General features: G+C 71.3%; 22 protein-coding genes. 7 read left to right on the top strand and 15 right to left on the bottom strand.

Annotation, left to right across the window (positions count from 1 at the left end; translation table 11 throughout):
• Positions 1 to 63: 63 nt before the first annotated feature.
• From O7633_RS20855 to mqnC, 3 genes are all read right to left on the bottom strand, one after another.
• On the bottom strand, positions 64 to 777 hold the full coding sequence (locus O7633_RS20855; protein WP_074475436.1) for a demethylmenaquinone methyltransferase: 714 nt from the start codon (positions 775 to 777) through the stop codon (positions 64 to 66).
• A 104-nt stretch (positions 778 to 881) separates the two neighbouring features.
• Positions 882 to 2,120, bottom strand: coding sequence for a cell wall anchor protein (locus tag O7633_RS20850; RefSeq protein ID WP_282323607.1), 1,239 nt, complete (start codon positions 2,118 to 2,120; stop codon positions 882 to 884).
• Positions 2,121 to 2,628: 508 nt separating this feature from the next.
• Positions 2,629 to 3,819, bottom strand: a complete 1,191-nt coding sequence (gene mqnC, locus O7633_RS20845) for a cyclic dehypoxanthinyl futalosine synthase (RefSeq protein WP_282323606.1) — start codon at positions 3,817 to 3,819, stop codon at positions 2,629 to 2,631.
• 176 nt (positions 3,820 to 3,995) lie between these two features.
• Here mqnC and O7633_RS20840 point away from each other — a divergent pair, with 176 nt between their 5' ends.
• From O7633_RS20840 to O7633_RS20830, 3 genes are all read left to right on the top strand, one after another.
• On the top strand, positions 3,996 to 5,216 hold the full coding sequence (locus O7633_RS20840) for an ATP-binding protein (RefSeq protein WP_282323605.1): 1,221 nt from the start codon (positions 3,996 to 3,998) through the stop codon (positions 5,214 to 5,216).
• 82 nt (positions 5,217 to 5,298) lie between these two features.
• Entirely contained in the window at positions 5,299 to 5,952 is a 654-nt protein-coding gene (locus O7633_RS20835; RefSeq protein ID WP_282323604.1) for an RloB family protein, read from the top strand.
• Entirely contained in the window at positions 5,949 to 6,386 is a 438-nt protein-coding gene (locus O7633_RS20830; protein WP_278130994.1) for a hypothetical protein, read from the top strand. The genes O7633_RS20835 and O7633_RS20830 overlap by 4 nt, the downstream gene beginning before the upstream one ends.
• 65 nt (positions 6,387 to 6,451) lie before the next feature.
• Here O7633_RS20830 and O7633_RS20825 read toward each other — a convergent pair whose 3' ends face one another.
• Positions 6,452 to 6,646 (bottom strand): DUF397 domain-containing protein, encoded by a 195-nt coding sequence (locus O7633_RS20825; RefSeq protein WP_282323603.1) that lies wholly within the window; start codon positions 6,644 to 6,646, stop codon positions 6,452 to 6,454.
• Positions 6,647 to 6,653: 7 nt separating this feature from the next.
• A complete protein-coding gene (locus O7633_RS20820; protein ID WP_282323602.1) occupies positions 6,654 to 7,502 on the bottom strand; it encodes a helix-turn-helix transcriptional regulator in 849 nt (282 codons plus the stop codon).
• A gap of 137 nt (positions 7,503 to 7,639) precedes the next feature.
• Here O7633_RS20820 and O7633_RS20815 point away from each other — a divergent pair, with 137 nt between their 5' ends.
• Positions 7,640 to 8,002 (top strand): hypothetical protein, encoded by a 363-nt coding sequence (locus tag O7633_RS20815; RefSeq protein ID WP_282323601.1) that lies wholly within the window; start codon positions 7,640 to 7,642, stop codon positions 8,000 to 8,002.
• A 525-nt stretch (positions 8,003 to 8,527) separates the two neighbouring features.
• Here O7633_RS20815 and O7633_RS20810 read toward each other — a convergent pair.
• Together O7633_RS20810 and O7633_RS20805 are read right to left on the bottom strand one after the other, a co-directional pair.
• The gene (locus O7633_RS20810) at positions 8,528 to 8,947 is read right to left on the bottom strand and encodes a hypothetical protein (protein ID WP_278127552.1); all 420 of its coding nucleotides are present in this window, start codon (positions 8,945 to 8,947) and stop codon (positions 8,528 to 8,530) included.
• Positions 8,944 to 9,777 carry an IS5 family transposase gene (locus tag O7633_RS20805; RefSeq protein WP_278127551.1) on the bottom strand — a complete coding sequence of 278 codons (834 nt, stop codon included), beginning with the start codon at positions 9,775 to 9,777 and terminating at the stop codon, positions 8,944 to 8,946. Before O7633_RS20805 ends, O7633_RS20810 begins: the two co-directional genes overlap by 4 nt.
• 238 nt (positions 9,778 to 10,015) lie before the next feature.
• Here O7633_RS20805 and O7633_RS20800 point away from each other — a divergent pair, with 238 nt between their 5' ends.
• Positions 10,016 to 10,921 (top strand): Fic family protein, encoded by a 906-nt coding sequence (locus O7633_RS20800; RefSeq protein WP_282323600.1) that lies wholly within the window; start codon positions 10,016 to 10,018, stop codon positions 10,919 to 10,921.
• 244 nt (positions 10,922 to 11,165) lie between these two features.
• Here O7633_RS20800 and O7633_RS20795 read toward each other — a convergent pair whose 3' ends face one another.
• The 7 genes from O7633_RS20795 to paaA form a co-directional block, all read right to left on the bottom strand.
• The gene (locus tag O7633_RS20795; RefSeq protein ID WP_278130984.1) at positions 11,166 to 11,816 is read right to left on the bottom strand and encodes a hypothetical protein; all 651 of its coding nucleotides are present in this window, start codon (positions 11,814 to 11,816) and stop codon (positions 11,166 to 11,168) included.
• A 91-nt stretch (positions 11,817 to 11,907) separates the two neighbouring features.
• Positions 11,908 to 12,600, bottom strand: coding sequence for an SDR family NAD(P)-dependent oxidoreductase (locus tag O7633_RS20790; protein ID WP_282323599.1), 693 nt, complete (start codon positions 12,598 to 12,600; stop codon positions 11,908 to 11,910).
• 64 nt (positions 12,601 to 12,664) lie between these two features.
• On the bottom strand, positions 12,665 to 13,804 hold the full coding sequence (gene paaE, locus O7633_RS20785; protein WP_282323598.1) for a 1,2-phenylacetyl-CoA epoxidase subunit PaaE: 1,140 nt from the start codon (positions 13,802 to 13,804) through the stop codon (positions 12,665 to 12,667).
• Positions 13,801 to 14,301 carry a 1,2-phenylacetyl-CoA epoxidase subunit PaaD gene (gene paaD / locus O7633_RS20780; RefSeq protein WP_282323597.1) on the bottom strand — a complete coding sequence of 167 codons (501 nt, stop codon included), beginning with the start codon at positions 14,299 to 14,301 and terminating at the stop codon, positions 13,801 to 13,803. Before paaD ends, paaE begins: the two co-directional genes overlap by 4 nt.
• Positions 14,295 to 15,020, bottom strand: coding sequence for a 1,2-phenylacetyl-CoA epoxidase subunit PaaC (gene paaC / locus O7633_RS20775; RefSeq protein WP_282323596.1), 726 nt, complete (start codon positions 15,018 to 15,020; stop codon positions 14,295 to 14,297). The genes paaD and paaC overlap by 7 nt, the downstream gene beginning before the upstream one ends.
• Entirely contained in the window at positions 15,017 to 15,310 is a 294-nt protein-coding gene (paaB, locus tag O7633_RS20770) for a 1,2-phenylacetyl-CoA epoxidase subunit PaaB (RefSeq protein ID WP_282323594.1), read from the bottom strand. Before paaB ends, paaC begins: the two co-directional genes overlap by 4 nt.
• On the bottom strand, positions 15,307 to 16,377 hold the full coding sequence (gene paaA / locus O7633_RS20765) for a 1,2-phenylacetyl-CoA epoxidase subunit PaaA (protein WP_282323593.1): 1,071 nt from the start codon (positions 16,375 to 16,377) through the stop codon (positions 15,307 to 15,309). Before paaA ends, paaB begins: the two co-directional genes overlap by 4 nt.
• 375 nt (positions 16,378 to 16,752) lie before the next feature.
• Between paaA and O7633_RS20760 the strand changes: the two genes are divergently transcribed.
• Positions 16,753 to 17,703, top strand: a complete 951-nt coding sequence (locus tag O7633_RS20760; RefSeq protein ID WP_282323592.1) for a hypothetical protein — start codon at positions 16,753 to 16,755, stop codon at positions 17,701 to 17,703.
• A complete protein-coding gene (locus tag O7633_RS20755; RefSeq protein WP_282323591.1) occupies positions 17,703 to 18,695 on the top strand; it encodes a hypothetical protein in 993 nt (330 codons plus the stop codon). Before O7633_RS20760 ends, O7633_RS20755 begins: the two co-directional genes overlap by 1 nt.
• Before the next feature lie 94 nt (positions 18,696 to 18,789).
• Here O7633_RS20755 and O7633_RS20750 read toward each other — a convergent pair whose 3' ends face one another.
• Positions 18,790 to 19,641, bottom strand: coding sequence for a menaquinone biosynthesis protein (locus O7633_RS20750; RefSeq protein WP_282323590.1), 852 nt, complete (start codon positions 19,639 to 19,641; stop codon positions 18,790 to 18,792).
• Positions 19,642 to 19,672 lie beyond the last annotated feature (31 nt).

Raw genomic sequence — 19,672 nt, 5'->3', positions numbered from 1 at the left:
CGCGAGCCTAAGCAGCAAAGTGGACTATTTGCCCACAATTGGGAAAAGCGTGGGCGGCTCGGGTCAGGCGCGGCGGGTCGCGCGGTGCAGCGCCACGACGCCGCCCGTGAGGTTGCGCCACGCCACCCGCTCCCAGCCGGTCGCGCCGATCCGCCCGGCCAGGGCCGGCTGGTCCGGCCACGCCCGGATCGACTCGGCCAGGTAGACGTACGCCTCCGGGTTGCTCGCCACCGTGCGGGCCACCGCCGGCAACGACCGCATCAGGTACGACAGGTAGACCGTCCGGAAGGCGGGGTTGACCGGCGTGCTGAACTCGCAGACCACCAGCCGGCCGCCGGGTCGGGTGACCCGGGCCAGCTCGCGCAGCGCGGCGTCGGTGTCCGACACGTTGCGCAGCGCGAAGGAGATGGTCACCGCGTCGAAGCTGGCGTCGGCGAAGGGCAGCCGCAGCGCGTCACCGGCCAGCAGCGGCACCGTCGGGCGGGACCGCTTGCCGGCGTGCAGCATGCCGAGGGAGAGGTCGACGCCGACCGCGTACGCGCCGGGCTGGGACAGCTCCTCCGTGGAGACGCCGGTGCCCGCGCCCACGTCCAGCACCCGGTCGCCGGGGCCGAGCCCCAGTGCCGCCCGGGTGGCCCGCCGCCACGAGCGGTCCTGCCCGAAGGAGAGGACCGTGTTGGTCAGGTCGTAGCGGGCCGCCACCCCGTCGAACATCGCGGCGACCTCGTGCGGCTGCTTGTCCAGGCTGGCGCGCTGGCCCTGCGGGGTACGGCTCACCCCTCCACTCTGCCAGCCGCCGCCCGGACGCGGTACGGGCGGGGTGGTCGCCCACCCCGCCCGTACCGTCGCGCCCGGTCGCTGACCGGCTGTCGTGCCCCGGGTCAGTCGGTCGACTTCTCGTCGCCCGGCGTGACCAGCACCACCCGGCGACGGCGGGCCAGCATGAGCAGCACGCCGCCGGCCAGCAGCACGGCCGCGCCGACGCCACCGATCAGGCCGGCCTGCACACCGGTCACCGGCAGCCCGCCGCCGCCACCGCTGCTGCTCGGCGAGGGGGTGACGCCCGGCCCGCCGGAGGGCGACGCGGTCGGCGTGGCGCTCGGCTCACCGGTCGGGGTCGGCGTGGGGGTGGGCTGGGCCGACAGGTCCACGAACACGTCGAAGACGGCCTGGTTGTCGACCTCGTCCGTCTCGTCGAAGGCGCGGCGCTGCGCCGAGGAGGCGACGCGCGGCTCCTCCTCGGGCTCGCCCTCCGCCCCGTCCAGCCCGTACGCGAACAGCTCGCCCGGGCGCAGGACCGGCTCGGCCGCGTCCTCGGCGACCTTCACCTGCACGTCGTCGGTGTAGTACTCGCCCGGCTTCACCACCGCGCCCGCGTCCTCGCAGAGCGCCTGGGCCAGCCCGCCGATCTCCTGCTCGACGCAGTTGTCGGGGAGCTTCGCGAAGCTGACCTTCGCCGGCAGGGTGAGCATGTAGAAGATGCCCGTCGCCCGGCGGCTGCCGTCGTTGTAGACCGCCCAGTCCAGCGGGGCGGTGCCGCCGCGCGGGATCGGCTTGAGGTCCGGCTCGCTGTTCTGCGCGCCGTCGACCACGACGTTGGCGTACCCGTCCTGCACCCAGGAGGTGAGGTCGTAGCCGGGGCGGGTCACGGTGATGTCGACGGTCTCGGAGTTGTCGTCGGCGTTCGGGTCGGCGGTCGCCGAGGTGATCGTCACCTTCAGCGAACCGCCCTTGCCCCGGAAGCCCGTGCTGAACAGCGGGATGCCGAAGTCCTCGGTGGTGCCCCCGGCCAGGTCGCCGAGCAGACAGGTGAACGTGGTGCCGGCGACGTCGCAGCCCTGCGGGACGACGAAGCCGACCCGCTGGGTCAGCCCCTTCGTCTCCACGGTCACCCGGACGTCGCGGGCCACGGCCGAGCTGCGGGTGTTGTCGACGGTGAACTTGAAGGGCTTGGCCTTGGCCGCCTGCACGCCCCGGGCCAGGTTCTGGCTGAGCGGGACGAGCGCCAGGTCGGCCTGGTCGGCCGCCTGCGCCGGGGCGGCGGCGGTGGCGAGGCCACCGGCGGCCAGCAGCGCCGCGGCGCCGACACGGGCCAGCGCCGAACGGTGGAACGAGGTCATTGATCCCCCGAGACTGGAAGAGGGAGGTTGCGGAATCGAGCGGACGTTATCCGAGGTAGATCGTTCGCGCCAGCGGCGGCACGGGTTGTTCACCGCTTCGACCACGGCCCGTACCGACAGTGAGGGCGGGATGGTCGCCCATCCCGCCCTCGCTGCGGTGCGTTATGTGAACGGCCCTCATGGGCCGATGGAGGATGTGGCCCGCCGGCCGTTCCACCCCGGCCGACCCGCTCCGACCTGCGTCGGAGGGTGCGCGCCGCACGTTATCGGCCGCTGGGCGACGCCGCCACCCCCCGCGCCGACGATGCCCGGACCATACGTTCGGTCACCTTCAGGGATTGTCGGGATTGGCCGCTTGTGGGGCGGGCCCGCAACCGGGCGCGTCCCCCGAACGGCGACCACTAATGGCCTCCCGACGACCGGTCACGGGACTTTCGGGCGGTCACGTTGCGGACCGCCGTCGACACCGTGCGTCACGGTCGGGTGCGGCCCGGGGATCGCCCTCCCGTCAGCGGGCGTCGACCAGCGGCAGGGTCTTCCCGACCCCGCCGCCCGGCAGCGCGATCGAGGAGAAGTGCGAGACCACCCGGTCGTCGGTCGGGTCGTCGGCCGGGGTGTGGTGCACCGCGAGCCGGCGGTAGAGGGTGTCCCGCTGGGCGGGGATGCGGTCCGCCGACCGGATCATGCCGATCAGCTCGTGCAGGTTGGACCGGTGCCGCGCGCCCGCCGAGGAGATCACGTTCTCCTCCAGCATGATCGAGCCGAGGTCGTCCACCCCCATGTGCAGGGCGAGCTGGCCGACGTCCTTGCCGGTGGTCAGCCAGGACGCCTGGAGGTGCGGCACCGTCTCGAAGAAGAGCCGGGAGACCGCGACCAGGCGCAGGTATTCCAGCGTCGTCGCCTGGGTGCGCCCCTTGAGGTGGTTGTTCTCCGGCTGGTACGTCCACGGGATGAACGCCCGGAAGCCCCCGGTGCGGTCCTGCACGTCGCGGATCATCCGCAGGTGCTCGATCCGCTCGGCGGCCGTCTCGCCGGTGCCCATCATCATCGTGGCGGTCGACTCCAGGCCCTGCCGGTGGGCCAGCTCCATGACCTCCAGCCAGCGCGCGCCGGACTCCTTGAGCGGGGCGATCGCCCTACGCGGCCGGTCCGGCAGCATCTCCGCGCCGGCCCCGGCGATCGAGTCGAGCCCGGCCGCCTTGATCCGCGCGATCGCCTCGTCGAGGCTCACGCCGGAGACCTTGGCCATGTGCAGGATCTCGCTCGGCCCGATGGAGTGGATGGCGAGCTGCGGGTAGGCCTGCTTGACCGAGGAGAACAGCTCCTCGTAGTACTCCACGCCGTAGTCGGGGTGGTGGCCGCCCTGGAGCATGACCTGGGTCGCGCCCAGCTCGACCGCCTCGCCGCAGCGGCGCAGGATCTCCTCGGTCGGGTGGGTCCACCCCTCCTTGTGCTTGGGCGCACGGTAGAAGGCGCAGAACTTGCACGCCGTCACGCAGACGTTCGTGTAGTTGATGTTGCGGTCGATCAGGTAGGTGACGATGTTGTCGGGGTAGCGCCGCCGACGCACCGCGTCGGCCGCCTCACCGAGGGCGTGGAAGGGCGCCTCGGTGTAGAGCAGCAGGGCCTCCTCGGGCGTGATCCGCCCGCCGTCCGCGCCGCGTTGCAGGATGTCGTCGATCTCCCGGCTCACCGTCACGCCTCCGAGCGTACGTCGCACGCGCCGGCAGCCGCCCGCACCCTACCCAGAGCCGATCCGGTGAGCCACGACACGTGGCTCCATGGGCCACCAGCAGGCCCTGAGCGTCACTTTCTGACGCTCAGGGGAGTGAGAGGAGGTAAAGTATCCACTGTTAAAGGATTGGAGTACGGGCGATGCTTCTACGCTTCCGGGTGACCAACTTCGCCTCGCTGCGGGACGAGGCCGAGTTGAGCCTCGTGGCGAGCGACCCGCATCCAGGCCTCGCCACCCGCCCGGTGCCGCGAGAGAAGTTGGATGCGCTGCCCGTCGCCGGCATCTTCGGGCCGAACGCCTCCGGCAAATCCAACGTCATCAAGGCCCTGGGGTTCGCCCGCGACGCGGTGCGCCTCTCCCACCAGCGGTGGCTGCCCGAGGAGCCGATCCCGGGCAGATGGCCGTTTCGGCTCGACGACGACAGCGGAACCCGACCGAGCGAGTTCGTCTTCGACCTCGTCGTCGACGACGTCAGATACGAGTTCGGCTTCGCACTGAATGACGAGGCGATCCAGCAGGAGTGGCTGTACGCGTTCCCCAAAGGACGGCGGCAGGTCTACCTCGAACGCGAGGGCAGTTCCCTGCACTTCGGCAACCACCTGACGGGGCCACGTGAGCTGATCGCGGAGACGGTGCGGCCCAACAGCCTGTTCCTCTCCGCCGCCGCCACCCACAACCACGCCCAACTTGGCCGCATCTACCGCTGGTTCAGCCCACGGCAGATGATCGCGCCGGGAGACGAGCCGCCTTCTCGGCGCCCGCCGCACACCCTGCCGGACGAGCGGATGCTTGCGCTACTGCGCTTCGCAGACCTGGGTATCGTCGGCGCGGCGGTCGTCCAGAACGATGCGACCAGGGGGCCTGCGCCGTTCGAGCCGCAGATCGAGTTCCTGCACTCCGCGTCCACCGAGAACGGCAGGGCCACCCTGCCCTGGCAGTGGGAGTCGGCAGGCACCCGCAGTTGGTTCGATCTGCTGCAACTGGCGGTGCGAGCCCTCGACGTCGGCGGACTACTGGCCGTCGACGACCTGGGTGCCGAGCTGCACCCACTCCTCACCGCCGCGCTGATCCGCCTGTTCCATCAGCCGGAGACCAACCCGCACGGCGCTCAGCTCATCTTCAACAGCCACGACGTCGGCCTTCTCGGCCGCCACCGCGAGATCCGGCTCGCCAGGGACCAGGTGTGGCTCACCGAGAAGGACGGCTCCGGGGCGACCCGGCTGTACCCCCTCAGCGAGTTCCGGGTGCGCGGAGGGCTCGACGATGTCGAGGGCAGGTATCTGAAGGGCCGCTACGGGGCGGTGCCCTTCCTGGATCACGAACTGCTGGACCTCCTGGTCCCGCCGACCCGAGCGGCCTGACCCTTTAAACTTCAAACACTGGAGCGTTGTGCATTGGTGGCCAGTGCTTTAGTGGGTAGAGTTGGGGCATGTCCACCGAACCATGCCTTCGAACAACCGGGCAGTGACCCGGGCCGGCACGCCGCTGCGGCGTCGACCAGGTCGCCGCGACGAGCGGAAAACCTATCTGATCTGCTGCGAAGGCGAGAACACCGAAACCCTCTACTTCAAGGGGTTACGGCGTGAGCTTCGGGCCAGCACCATCCGGATCGAGGTCTTCTCGGGCCGGGGTGAGCCGTACGGCGTGGTCGAGAAGGCCGTGGCCGAAGCGGCCCGGGCCGCAGCCAACGGTGACGAGTACGACGAGGTGTGGTGTGTCTTCGACGTGGAAGCTCCCCGCGCGCACTCCCGACTCGCTCCCGCGCTCGCGTTGGCGGCACGCCACGACATCAGGTGCGCCATCTCGAATCCGTGCTTCGAGGTCTACCTGCTCCTGCACTACGAGGAGCTCACCGCCTACCTGACCACCAGCGAGGCGTCCCGTCGGCTCGAACAGCACCCGTGCGGATACAGCCTGCGAGGCAAGCAGGTGGACTTCGAGGCCCTACGGCCTGGCCGTGCGAAGGCATTCAGCAGGGCGGCCATGCTGGATCGCCTGCACCTGGGGAAGCCGGTGACCGCCCGCAACCCCTCCACCTCCGTCCCAGGCCTGGTGACCGTTCTCATGTCACACACCGGCCTCCACTCCACCAGATGACCGTCGATCAAGAGGAGCGGGCAGTGGCAATGCACAGGATCGAGATCGACGACGAGGTGTACGCCCTGCTGCAACGACACGCGCGACCGTTCGTCGACCGCGAGAACGACGTTCTTCGCAGGTTGTTGCAGCTCGATGCCGGCACCGTGGCGGCAGCTGCCCGGGGTGCCGGCGACCTCGCCGACCTTGTCAAGGCCGGGCTGCTGAAGCCGGGCGACGAACTCGAACACGTGCAGACACGCAAGCGTCTGACTCATCGCGCCGTCGTCACGGCGGACGGGAAGATCAGGCTGCCCGACGGGTCCACCTTTGCCAAGCCATCACCCGCGCTCAAGGCCTGCGTGGGCCACGACATCAACGGCTGGGGGCAGTGGACCCACGTCCGCAGCCGTCGCACCCTCCAGGCGCTCCGCGAAGAGGTGAGGGGTCGATGAGCACGACCTGAGCGTCGCCGCCCGACGATCTGCCCGAGAGCAGAACCAGGCCCACACGCGGACGGTCAGGCCCGGCCCGGCAGGCCGGCGACGAAGGCGGTCCAGGCCCGCCGGTCGAAGGCCAGCACCGGCCCGGTCGGGTCCTTCGAGTCGCGTACGCCCACCGCCCACGCCGTCTCCGCCACCTCCACGCAGTTGGCGTTGGATCCGCTGCGGGTCGACTTGCGCCAGGTCGCGCCGGACAGCTCGGGGGTGGTCATCCTCGGCTCACTCTCGCTCGTGCTCCGCCGCGTAACGCGCGACGAGCGCCACCGAATCGACGGGGCTCAACGCCGCCTCGGCCAGCCTATCCGCCTCCCGCCGGAAGTGCGCCACCTGCGCGGCCTCCTCCAGGAACAACCCGGTCAGCTTGTGGTCGAGATAGACCACCGACCGGTTGCGCGGGAAGTCGAAGAGCGCGAACGAGCCGTCCAGGCCGGTGTGCGCGCCGGCCGCCAGCGGCACCACCCGCAGCGTCACCGTCGGCCGCTCGGCCGCCTCGACCAGGTGCCGGAGCTGCCGGGCCATCACCCGGGGGCCGCCGAGCGCCCGGCGCAGCACCGCCTCGTCGAGCAACGCGTGGAGCGCGGGCGGGCTGGGGCGGCTCAGGATCGCCTGCCGGCCCAGCCGGGCCGCCACCCGCCCCTGCGCGTCTGCGGGCGGCACCCCGCAGCCGACCATCACGGCGTGGGCGTAGTCCGGCGTCTGCAACAGACCCGGCACCAGCAGCGGTTCCCAGTTCACGATGCCGACCGCCTCGGCCTCCAGCCGGATCAGCGTGCGCGACTCGTCGGACAGCCCGCCGATCGCCTCCCACCAGCCGGTCTCGGCCGACCGCTCGGCCATGGCGAGCAGCCGCTTGCGCTCCTCCCCGGTGATGCCGTAGATCACCAGCAGCGAGGCGACGTCGGCGGCCTGGATGCCCTGGATGCCGGTTTCCATCCGGGACAGCTTGGACGCCTGCCAGTCCAGCCGGGTCGCCACCTGCCGCAGCGGCAACCCACGCGCCTTCCGCAGTTCGCGCAACTCGCCGCCGAGCCCACGCCCGACGACCGTCGGCAGATTCGCCTTGGCCATGCCGTCCCCTCCACCACCTCGCCGGCCGTCACTCTGACGACACGCGCCGTGGCGTTGAGTATTGACTCCAGGCGACCGCAAAGCAACTATGGCAAGCAACGTTGCCAGCTATCGTCGCCACAAGTTGAGGAGTTGCGATGCGGACCATTCAGCCCACCTGGCTGCGCCCGTACGATCCGGCGGACTCGCCCGGCCCCATCCCGTCCGTTGTCGAACGCTTCCGCCGCCGACGGCGGGACGAGCCGGAGCCACCCACCGAGGCGGAGCGGGAAGCCGCCCGCTACACGGTGGTGCTGGTGCCGCCCGACGCAGCCGAGGCGCTCGGCGACGACCGGGGCGAGGTCGGCCTGCACCTGTTCTGCGACGACGACTGGGATCACCAGCCGGCACACCTGGACGACGCGGCCAAGATGATCGGGGAGGCCTGCGGCGAGCCGGTCGTCCTCACGGAGCACCACTCCGACCTCACCTACTGGACCGCACACGTACGCAAGGGTTGAAGCCCGCGTCGCACCTCTCACAAAGAGGAGATCTTGGAAGAATGAGGCCCCTCCAGGGGCCGGAATCTTCCAAGATTCACCCCGACCCCGACCCCGACCCGGCCCGGGGCGCGGCACGAGCCGGCCGCGCCGTCCAGACCTTGGACACTTGCGGTCGGCTCCTCGCAGCAACTGTCCGAGATTCGGAGGGCCACCACGCCCGTCGTCGGGTCAGCGGAGGGTCAGGGCGGTGATGGGGAAGTCGTACCAGGACAGTTTGAGCGGCGAGCCGGTCGTCCTCACGGAGCACCACCCCGACCTCACCGACTGGACGGCACACGTACGCGAAGGCGCCTGACCACCCGCAGCCTGAAACGCCTCCATGATTCCTGCATGCTGTACGCGACGCCGAGGCTGACCAGCGAGGACCACCGCGTCCTAGCCGAGCTGGAGACAATGCGGGAGGCTCTTCGCTATCAGAGGGTGGTTCGGGAGGCTTTGTCCGATGCGGGTTTGACGGTTCGTTAGCGGCCCTGGTGGTGGGGGTTACGCGGACGCCGTCGGCGGGGCCAGGGTGAACAGTCCGGCCTCGGGTTCGGTGAGGATCTGGCGGGCGACGAGGCGTTTGAGCTTCGCGCGGAGATTCTCGGTGTCCTTCGCGGTGGTGCCGGCGGCGAGGGCCTGGCAGATGTCCTTGGCGCGCATCGGTGCGTTGGCGCCGTGGAACACGGCGAGGATCTGTTGGTAGGCGGGGCTGGCGACGGTCGGGTCAGCAGGTGCCGCCGGATCGAGTGGGCCGCCCAGGCTCAGGAGCGTCTTGCGGGTGATGGCGAGTTCGGCGACCTCGGTCTCGGCCGCGGTGAGCTGCTCGTCGAGGGAAGCGATCTGGGCGCGGAGCCGCTCGACGGCCAGGCCGGCGGCGTTCTCGCGTTCGGTGAGCAGGGCCAGCAGCGTCGGCTGCGTCACCGTTGGTCGCGCCAGGACGTGGTGGCGGTGCCGGTCAACCGGCGGATGAGGTTCGCCGTCGAGGCCCACCAGGTGCGTGACACCGCGGAGGCGGGTCGGCTCTCGTACTCGCGGACCAGACGGCGGTGCAGCATCAACGTGCCGTTGGTCTGCTCCACCACCCACCGGCGCTTCACCGGCACGAACCCGGCCGTCGTGTCGGACCGCAGGACCTGCTCGACATCGATACCTCGGACCGCGCCGTGGATCTGCACGTCGTCTTTGAACCCGGCATCGACCCACGCCTTGGTCACCGTCGGCGTGTGCGCGAGGACGTTGTCCAGCAGCCTCACACCGATCGCATTGTCGGTGACCGACGCCGCGGTGACCACCACCGCGATGATCAACCCCAGCGCGTCCACCGCCAGGCCCCGCTTACGGCCCGGCACCTTCTTCGCCGCGTCCTTGCCGGTCGTCGCCGCCGGGACGTGGTTGGCCGCCCGAATCGACTGAGTGTCCAGCACCACCGCGGTCGGATCCTCCCGACGGCCGGCCTTCTCCCGCGCCTGACACCGCAGCAGATCATGAATCACCTGGTCAGTGCCGTCGTCACGCCACTGGGCGAAGTAGTAATACGTCGCGGACTTCGGCGGCAGATCGTGCGGCAGGTACGCCCACTGACAACCCGTCCGGTTCTGGTAGAAGATCGAATTCACGATCTCCCGCAGCTCGTAGCGACCCTGATGCCCCGACACCGACGGATGCCGGTCCTTCCACGCCTGCAGGAACGGACCCACCACCGCCCACTGCTCATCGGTCAGGTCACTCGGATACGCCGCACGCTCACCCATGATCAGCCCAACGCCGGCCGGACCTACCGGTTACGACCACGGCTCACATTCACATGCCAGCCCAAACCCATATTGGACGAAAGCTACCGAACCACCCTCTCAGGCCGCCGAGCCACGCCGGTGGATCAGGCACCTGCGCAGGTCACTGATCGCCCACGCCATCCAGGGGTCCAACTCGATCGAGGGCTATCAGGTCGGCCTGGACGACGCCGTAGCCGCGGTGACCGGGGAAGACCCGATGGAGACCAGTCCGGGCACCTGGGACGTCATCACCGGATACCGGGACGCCCTCACCTACGTGCAGCAACTGGGGCATTCCCAGGAGTTCGCCTGGCATCACATGCTCCTCAACGCCCTGCACTTCATGATGATGCGCAACGATCTGGCCAAGTGGCCGGGTCGGTACCGCCCCGGTGACATCTACGTCGACGAGGCCCACACGGGCCGGCGCGTCTACACGGGGCCCGACGCCGACGAGGTGCCGGCCCTGGTCTCCGAGCTGGTCGACTGGCTCGCCGACGGAGAGCCCGACAGCCCGCTTCTGGTGCGCGCGTCAATGGCGCACCTGAACCTGGTCAAGATCCATCCGTGGCGCGACGGGAACGGGCGCATGTCGCGGTGCCTGCACACCCTGGTCCTGGCCCGCGACGGCGTCCTGGCCCCCGAGTTCTCCTCCATCGAGGAGTGGCTGGGCAACGGGCGGAACACCTACGCCTACTACGACGTGCTGGCCGAGGTGGGTGGTCCGAGCTGGCAGCCGGCCAACGACGCCGGGCCGTGGATCAGGTTCTGTCTGAGCGCCCACCACCAGCAGGCGCAGTTGGTCCGGCAGCGCCTCGACCAGGCCGCCCGTCTGTGGGAACTGCTCGACGACCGGGCCCGTCAGGGCGGGCTCCCCGAGCGCGTGGTTAGCGCTCTGCAACTCGCGGCGACCGGCGGTCGGGTCCGCCGCACCGTCTACCAGCGCGACGAGGCCCTTACCGACGACCAGGCAGTTCGTGACCTTCGCGCTCTCGTGAGAGCGGGATTCCTGCAACAGCACGGTCAGACGCGCGGCAGGTACTACGTCGCGTCGGCCACACTGCGCGAACTCGCCGCCCCCGCGCTCCGACCCCGGGAGATCACCGATCCCTACCGGCGCTGACGACTCCAACGTGCTCAGTGAGCGCGGCAGGTCTGACAAGGCCGAAAGCGCGAAACCCGGCCCACCCACCGTCCGGAAGGCTGCCGGGTCCACTTCCAGCGGCTACTGCCCCTGGCAGGTACAGCTTACCTTCGGCCGGAACTTTGGGATGAGGCAATGGGTCAGGCACCGTAGTCGATCGTGAGGTGTCGGTGGTAGCGGTGCAGCAACTGTCCAAGGCCCGAAGGGCTCGCAACAGAGCGCGTCAGCGGAGGGTGAGGTCGGTGGCGGGGAAGTCGTACCAGGACAGGTCGAGCGACGAGCCGGCCTGCGGCGCGACCGGGAACACGGCCCAACTGGCCAGGTCACGGCCGGGCGCGAGCTCGATCGACTCGCCGGGCCGGGTGGAGCAGTAGGTGCTCTCCGGGCGCACGGTCCGGCCGTCGGCCAGGGTGAGCAGCACCAACTCGCGGTCCTCGTCGACGGGCGAGCACTCCAGCGCCCAGGGGGCCGTCGCCGAGCCGTTGCGGTAGCGGACGTTCAGCCGCAGCTTGCTCCCGGTCACCTCGGCGCTGACCAGGGTGACCGTCATCGACGACTGGTTGTAGAAGGTCCGGTCGAGGCGGTACGTCCGCGTCCCCCCACCCGACGAACCCGATGAGCCCGAGGAGTCGGAGGAATCGGGCGAGGCCGTGGTGGCGCCGGACGACGGGCGCGCCGGCTGGGCCGGGGCGGCTCCCCCGTCGGCTTCGGGGCCGCCCGTCTGCCGGCCCGCGTCCATGGTGCTGCCGGCGTCCACGGTGCGGTCCGTCGTCGCGCTGTCGCCCCGGGTGGCCAGGTAGGTGCCGCCGACCGCTCCGACGACCGCCACGACAGCCAGTACGACGACCAACGTGCCGACGTGCCTCTTCTCCATCATCGCTCCCAGTCCGACCGACGCTGCTGGCGTGACCGTAACAAAGCCTGGCCAGCCGCCGTCGCGGCCGACTTCACCGCTGCGGCCGATCTCACCGGCGCGCCCGCACGTTCAGCACCACCCCGGCGGTACGCGCCAGCGCCGCCATCCGTCGCGGCCGTGAGACGACCGCTGCGCGGGTACGCAGGCAGTCCAGCACCACGTCGGCCGCCTGGTCCACCGACAGCATCATCGGCTTGACCCGCGCCTTGGCCATCTTGGTGTCGACGAAACCGAACCGGACGACGCTGACCCGCACCCCATGGGACCGCAGGGCCCCACCCAGCCCCAGCAGGTACGACGACAGCCCGGCCTTGCCTGCGGCGTAGCCGGGCGCCTCCGCCGAGGGTGCCACGTCGGCGAGGCTCGACAGGCCGACCACGTGCCCCGCCCCGGCGCGCGCCATGACCGGCACCACCACCTCCATGGTGCGCGCGGCGCCGACGAGGTTGACCTCCAGCGCCCTGGTCTGCGCGGCCAGATCGTCCACGTCGAAGAAGTCACCGATCCCGGCGGCGTAGATGCAGACCTCGACCCCGCCGAGGGTGTCCAGCGCCCCGGCGAGCACCTCGCGGTAGCCGGCATCGGCGACGTCGGCGAGGTGGTGGGCGTAGCCGCTGGACGTCAGCGGGCTGCTGCTGCGCGACAGGCCCGCCACCGTCCAGCCGTCGGCCAGCAGCCGACGGGTGACCGCCAGCCCGATGCCGTCACTGTTACCGACCACGATGGCCCGTCGCCTGTCCACAGCGCCCTTCATACCAGCACGGCGGCCGCGCCCCGCCGTCGTGTCCAGCGGCCCCGCCTGCCTGCTACGCGTCGTAGTCGACGGTGAGGGTGTCGGTGGTGGGGGTGGACTGGCAGGTCAGCACGTACCCTGCGGCGACCTCGTCCGGCTCCAGGGCGTAGTTGCGGGCCATCGTCACCGCGCCGGAGACCACCTTCGCCCGGCAGGTCGAGCAGACCCCGCCCTTGCACGCGTACGGCAGCTCGCCGCGCACCCGCAGCGCCGCGTCGAGGACCCGTTCCTCACGGCGCATCGGGAAGGTCGACGCCCGGCCGTCCAGCACGATCGTCACCTCGGCGTCCCCGGTCGGCCCGGCGGGGCGGCGCTGCGTCGGCGCGGGCGTCTCGGCGACGTGGAACAGCTCCGCGTGCACCGCCGACTCCGGCAGGCCCCGCGCGGCGAGCACCGCCTTCGCGTCGACCACCATGCCGTACGGGCCGCAGAGGAACCACTCCTCGATCGCGTCGCCCGGCACGATCGTGTCCAGCAGGCGGCCCAGCCGGTCGGCGTCGATCCGCCCCGACAGCAGCGGCGACTCGCCGGGCTCCCGGGACAGCACGTGCACCAGGTGCAGCCGCGTCGGGTAGCGGTCCTTCAGGTCGGCCAGCTCCTCGGCGAACATCACGGAGTTGGCCGTGCGGTTGCCGTACACCAGGGTGAAGGTGCTGGCCGGCTCGACGGCCAGGGCCGTGGCGACCAGCGCGAGCACCGGGGTGATGCCGGAGCCGGCGGCGACCGCGCCGTAGCGGCGGGCCCGGCCCGGGTCGAACGCCGTGGTGAAGTGCCCGAGCGGCGGCAGCACCTCGACGGTGTCGCCGTGCCGCAGCACCGAGCAGGCGTAGGCCGAGAACGCGCCGCCGGGGACCTCCCGCACCCCGATCCGCAGCCGACCGTGCCGGGCCAGGTCGTCGGGCGTCGAGCAGATCGAGTACGACCGCCGCACGTCCGCCCCGCCGGCCGCGCCGGAGCCGGTAGCGCCCGGGGCGCTGGCGGGCAGGCGCACGGTGAGGTGCTGGCCGGCGGTGAACGTGAAGAGCGCCCGCAGCTCCTCCGGCACGGCGAAGGTGATCGCCACGGCGTCGGCGGTGAGCCGGTCGACGGCGGCGACGGGCAGCGGGTGGAAGGCCGGCCGGCGGCGGGCCGGGCGGGTGATCGTGACAGTCACAGCGCCTTCAGGTGGTCGAAGGGTTCGCGGCAGGCGCGGCAGCGCCACAGGGCCTTGCAGGCCGTGGAGCCGAACCGGCTGACCTGCTCGGTCTCCGCCGAGCCGCAGAGCGGGCAGCGGACGGCGAGGGTCAGCGGCACGACCGTGCCGGCCCCGGCGGCCGGGGCGGCCCCGCCCGGGGTCGCGGGCGGCGGGGCGATGCCGGCGGCGGCCAGCTTGGCCCGGCCCGCGGCGGAGATCCAGTCGGTGCTCCACGCCGGGCTGTAGACCGTGCGGACGTCGGCGTCGGGGTGCCCGGCGGCGGCCAGCGCCCGCCGGATGTCGGCCCGGATCACGTCCATCGCCGGGCAGCCGGTGTAGGTGGGGGTGATGGTCACGATTACCCGACCGGTGGCCGGGTCCTTCTCGACCGCCCGCAGGATGCCCAGCTCGTCGATGGTGACCACCCGGATCTCCGGGTCCACCACCGCCGCCACGGCCGTCCTCGGGTCTACCACTGCGCCCCCGGGTGGGCGCGGTGCAGCACCTGCATCTCCGCCAGGAGGTAGGACAGGTGCTCGGTGTGCACGCCGGCCCGCCCGCCGGCCGGGGCCCAGCCGTCCGCCGGCCGGGTCAGGGTCGCCTCGGCCAGCACCGGCCCGACGTACGCGTCGAACTCGCCGCGCAGGCCGGCCGGGTCGACCGGCGCGCCCGGCCACGGCGCGAACAGCTCGTGCGCGTACGGCCAGACGTGGTCGACGGCGGCCTGCATGCGGCGGTGCGACTCGGCGGTGCCGTCGCCGAGCCGGCGCACCCACAGCGCGGCGTGGTCCCGGTGGTAGGCGGACTCCTTGCGCGCCTTCGCCCCGATCGCGGCGAGCCGCTCGTCGGCGCAGCCGGCCAGCGCGGAATAGAGCGGGAGCTGGTAGGCCGACAGGAGCAGCAGCTTCGCCATGGTCACCGCGAAGTCGCCGTTGGGCAACTCGACCAGCAGGCAGTTGCGGAACTCCCGGTCGTCGCGCAGGTACGCCAGCGCGTCCTCGTCGCGGCCCGCCCCCTCCAGCTCGCCCGCGTAGGTGAGCAGGAGCCGGGCCGCCCCGAGCTGGTCGAGGGCGATGTTGGCCAGCGCGACGTCCTCCTCCATCTCCGGGGCGCGGCTGGTCCACTCGCCGAGGCGCTGCGCGGCGACCAGCGCGTCGTCGCCGAGGGCGAGGGCGAAGTCGAAGGGCTGCCTCACAGGTGGGCCACCCCGTCCGGCACCTCGTAGAAGGTGGGGTGGCGGTAGACCTTGTCGGCCGCCGGGTCGAAGAAGGCGTCCTTCTCGTCGGGGCTGGACGCGGTGATCGCGGCGGCCGGCACCACCCAGATCGACACCCCCTCCTGGCGGCGGGTGTAGAGGTCCCGGGCGTTGCGCAGGGCCAGCTCGGCGTCGGGGGCGTGCAGGCTGCCGACGTGGGTGTGCGCCAGGCCGCGCCGGGCCCGCACGAAGACCTCCCACAGGGGGCTCGGGCTGTCGGTCCCGGTCATGCCGCCACCGCCTCTCTCGCAGTCGACCGCTTCGCGGCGTACGCGGCGGCGGCCTCGCGGACCCACGCGCCCTCGGCGTGGGCGCGACGGCGGTGCTCCATCCGCTCCCGGTTGCACGGGCCCTCGCCGGAGATCACCCGCATCAGCTCGGCGTAGTCCGGCTCGGTGAAGTCGTAGGCCTGGCGCTGCTCGTTCCAGCGCAGGTCGGGGTCGGGCAGGGTGAGGCCGAGGATCTCCGCCTGCTGCACGCACATGTCGACGAAGCGCTGGCGCAGCTCGTCGTTGGAGAACCGCTTGATCTTCCATGCCATCGACCGGGCGGAGTGGGTGGAGTCGCCGTCGGGCGGGCCGAACATGGCCAGCGACGGATACCACCAGCGGTCCACCGCGTCCTGGGCCATGGCCTTCTGTTCCGGGGTGCCGTGGGCGAGGGTGTGCAGGATCTCGTAGCCCTGGCGCTGGTGGAACGACTCCTCCTTGCAGACCCGGATCATGGCCCGCGCGTACGGGCCGTAGGAGCAGCGGCACAGCGGCACCTGGTTGACGATCGCCGCGCCGTCGACCAGCCAGCCGATCACCCCCACGTCGGCCCAGCTCAGGGTCGGGTAGTTGAAGATCGAGCTGTATTTCTGCCGCCCGTCGAGCAGGAGCTGCACCAGCTCGTCCCGGCTGACGCCGAGGGTCTCGGCGGCGGCGTACAGGTAGAGGCCGTGCCCGGCCTCGTCCTGGACCTTGGCCAGCAGGATGGCCTTGCGCTTGAGCGAGGGGGCGCGGCTGATCCAGTTGCCCTCCGGCTGCATCCCGATGATCTCGGAGTGCGCGTGCTGGGCGATCTGTCGGATCAACGTCTTCCGGTACGCCTCGGGCATCCAGTCGCGGGGCTCGATCTTCTGGTCGGCGTCGATGACGTCGGCGAAGTATGCCTCCGGGTCGGCGTCGGGGCCGGGGGCGTCGCCGCCCCGCTGCCGGGCCGCCGCCTCGCGCAGCGCCGCCTCCGCCGCCGCCACCTCGCCGAGCAGGCCACCGCCGGGCGCGTCCTCCGGGGCGGAGAAGTCGTTGCCATACATGATGACAAGTGTTACAGCTCGCGCCCGTCGACACCAGAGGGTGTCACAGGTTTCCGAACACACCTTCCGTCACGGGTCGACCCCTTTTCGCATTGACCCAGGCCAGCGCGCAGGTATGACATGGGTCACTAAGCAGAGATGAATCCCCCCAAGACCGGCATAACAGGTCACAATCCCGCCTTCATAGCGACTTGACAGGCGTCGGTTCCTGGCGTGTCGGCCATCCGGACGTAGACTTTCCCGGTCACACCGACCGGCTGCGACGACCGTCGGGCGTATGACGCGGGCCACTCCCCCGGCCCCCAGCGATCAGGACGAACCAGTTCGGAAAGCAGTCGGTCCCCCCGGCCCCTGACATCTGGAGCTCACCCACTCATGCGACCTCGCGTGGCCCTGGTGCTCGCCGTCGTGGCGATCCTCGTCGGCAGCGCCATGCTGGTGCCCGCCGCGTACGCCAAGCTCTCCGGCGACGACAGCGGATCCGGCGGGGGCGAAGCGGAAGCCGTGGCGGCCCCCGAGCCGACCGCCCCGCCGCCGCCGACCCTGGCCGCCGGCCCCGTATCGGTGAACTTCACCGGCGAGTTCTTCTCCTGGGCCCTGATGGACCGCGAGAGCGGCAGCATCTCCGGCTCGAAGAACCTGACCAAGACCAGCTCGACCGAGTCGATGATCAAATCCTGGTTCGCGGCCGACTTCCTCCGGTCGCTCGGCGACAAGGAGCCCACGGCCGCGCAGAAGAAGTCGATCAGCGCCGCCATCCGGGACAGCAACGACGACGCGGCCAACTATCTGTACGTGGCCAACGGCAGGGGCAACTCGATCCAGCGGATGATCAAGATCTGCCGGCTGACCGACACCAAGCCCGGTAACGTGCCCGGATACATCGGGTGGTGGGCCTTCACCCAGATGTCCCCCCGCGACGCCGTCCGGCTCGGCGACTGCATCGGCGACGGCACGGCCGCCGGCGCGAAGTGGACGCCCTACCTGCTGGACGAGATGAGCAAGGTGCGGGGCAGCGTCAAGGACCAACGGCAGCGCTCCGGCGGCGGCAAGTGGGGAATCGTCGACGGCCTGCCCGCCGAGATCAAGGCCCAGGGGCCGGTCAGCATCAAGAACGGCTGGACACCGTTGAACTACGACGGCAACTGGCACGTGAACTGTCTTGCGGTCACCGAGAAGTGGAGCCTCGCCGTCATGTTGCGCTACCCGCAGAAGTTGGGGCTGTCGTACGGTGCGAAGGTCTGTGCCAGCGTCACCACCCAGTTGGTCACCCCCCAGCCCGGCGCCGCCCTGAAGGTGCCGCAGCAGCCGATCGGCAAGCTCTGATGGCGGGCAGCCGCCGCCGGGCCGGCGGTGGAGAGTCGGCGCGGGAGGGCTCGGCTCGCCGGGGCCCGGCGCGGGGCGAGGCGTCGCCGCTGCGGCTGATCGCGGTCGCGGCCGTCCTGATCGGGCTCGTGCTGGTGTCGCTGCGGCTGCTGCCCGGCTCGCCGATGGCGTCGACCGCCGCCGCGCAGTGGGGCGACGCGTCCGCGCCCGTCGACCGCGCCGCCGACACGGCCTCGGACCGTAAGTCGCGTCCCACCGCCTCGCCCAGCCCCTCGCCGACGCTGGAGCCGCTGCCGTTCGCCGACAAGCAGATCGACCTCGACATCGAGGGCTGGTACGCCTGGAGCGTCCTGGACACCCGCACCGGCGAGATCATCGGCTCGAAGAACATGGACGAGACCAGCACCACCGCGTCGCTGATCAAGTCCTGGATCGTCGCCGACTACCTGCGGCGCACCGACGAGCAGGGGCAGAAGCCCAGCGACGCCAAGCTCGCCGACGCCACCCGGATCATCCGCGACAGCGACAACACCCGCGCCGAGCAGTTCTACAACACCGTGGGCCGGTCCGCGTCGATCAAACGGATGATCTCCATCTGCAAGACCACCGACAGCAGCCCCGCCGCCGACGGCGGCTGGAGCCGGACGAACCTCTCGCCCCGGGACACCGCGCGCCTCGGCGCCTGCATCAAGGACGGGCGGGCGGCCGGGCCGGAGTGGACCAAGTGGCTGATCAACGAGATGCGGCTGGTGCGCGGCTCCGGTGACTTCGGCATCCGCAAGGCGTTCCCGGCGGCCGAGCAGAAGAAGATCGCCATCAAGAACGGCTGGATCGACCGGACCCGCGAGCAGGAGATGCACATCAACTGCCTGGCCATCGGCGACAACTGGACGATGGGCGTGATGGTCCGCTACCCGATCAACATGGGCTACGAGTACGGCATGAAGAACTGCCAGAAGATCACCGAGGCGGTGCTGCGCTCCGGCACCTGACGCGCGCCCCGCGACCGTCTCCTCCCGGCGGCGGTCGCGGCGTACGCCGGATCGCCGGCGGCGGTCGGTCCCGCCGGACGCCGGGTCGACTGCCTCAGCCGGCGAAGAACCGGGGGCCGTCCGCCGGCAGCGGCGGGGCCTCGCCGATCTCGGCGGCCCGGCGGGCGAACTCGCGCAGCCCGGCCACCTGCCGCTCGCCGAGCGAGAAGTCCAGCGCCCGGAAGTACGTGGCCAGGGTGGCGGCGTCGAACGACTCCCACCGGGCGGCGGCCTCGGCGACCTGGTCGAGCTCGGCCAGGCACAGGTCGCGGGAGCGCAGGAACGCCTCGTGCACCTCCTTGACCAGGCCGGGGTGGGCGGCGGCGAACTCCCGGCGCACCGCCCAGACGGCGAAGACCATCGGCAGGCCGGTCCAGTCCCGCCAGGCCTGCCCGAGGTCGGTGACCTCCAGCCCCCGCTGCGGGGCCTCGTACAGCGCCCGCAGCGCCACGTCCCCGATCAGCACCCCGGCGTCCGCCTCCAGCAGCATCTGCGTCAGGTCGGGCGGGCAGCGGAAGTAGTCGGGATGGACGCCGTACCGCTCGCCGAGCAGCAGCCGGGCGAGCAGCACGCCGGTGCGCGACGTCGAGCCGAGGGCCACCCGGCCGCCGCCCAGCTCGGCGAGGGGCCTGGTGGACACCATGTTGACCGAGAGCACCGGGCCGTCGCTGCCGACCGCCAGGTCGGGCAGGAGCAGCAGATCGTCGGCGTGGCGCAGGTATTCGACGTGCGAGATCGGCCCGATGTCCAGGTCACCGGCGACCAGCGCGGCGCTCAGCCGGTCCGGCGAGTCCTTGTGCAGGTCGACGTCGATCAGCGCGCCGGAACGCATCAGGCCCCAGTAGATCGGCAGGCAGTTCAGGAACTGGATGTGTCCGACCCGGGGACGGGCGATGCGGTCAGCCATGCTGCGACCGTATCCCCGCCCTGCCGGCCGG

It is taken from the genome of Micromonospora sp. WMMD712 (assembly GCF_029581295.1).
Lineage (GTDB): Bacteria > Actinomycetota > Actinomycetes > Mycobacteriales > Micromonosporaceae > Micromonospora > Micromonospora carbonacea.
Note: the sequence above shows the minus strand (reverse complement) of the source record. Positions and strands in the feature narration are given on the sequence as shown.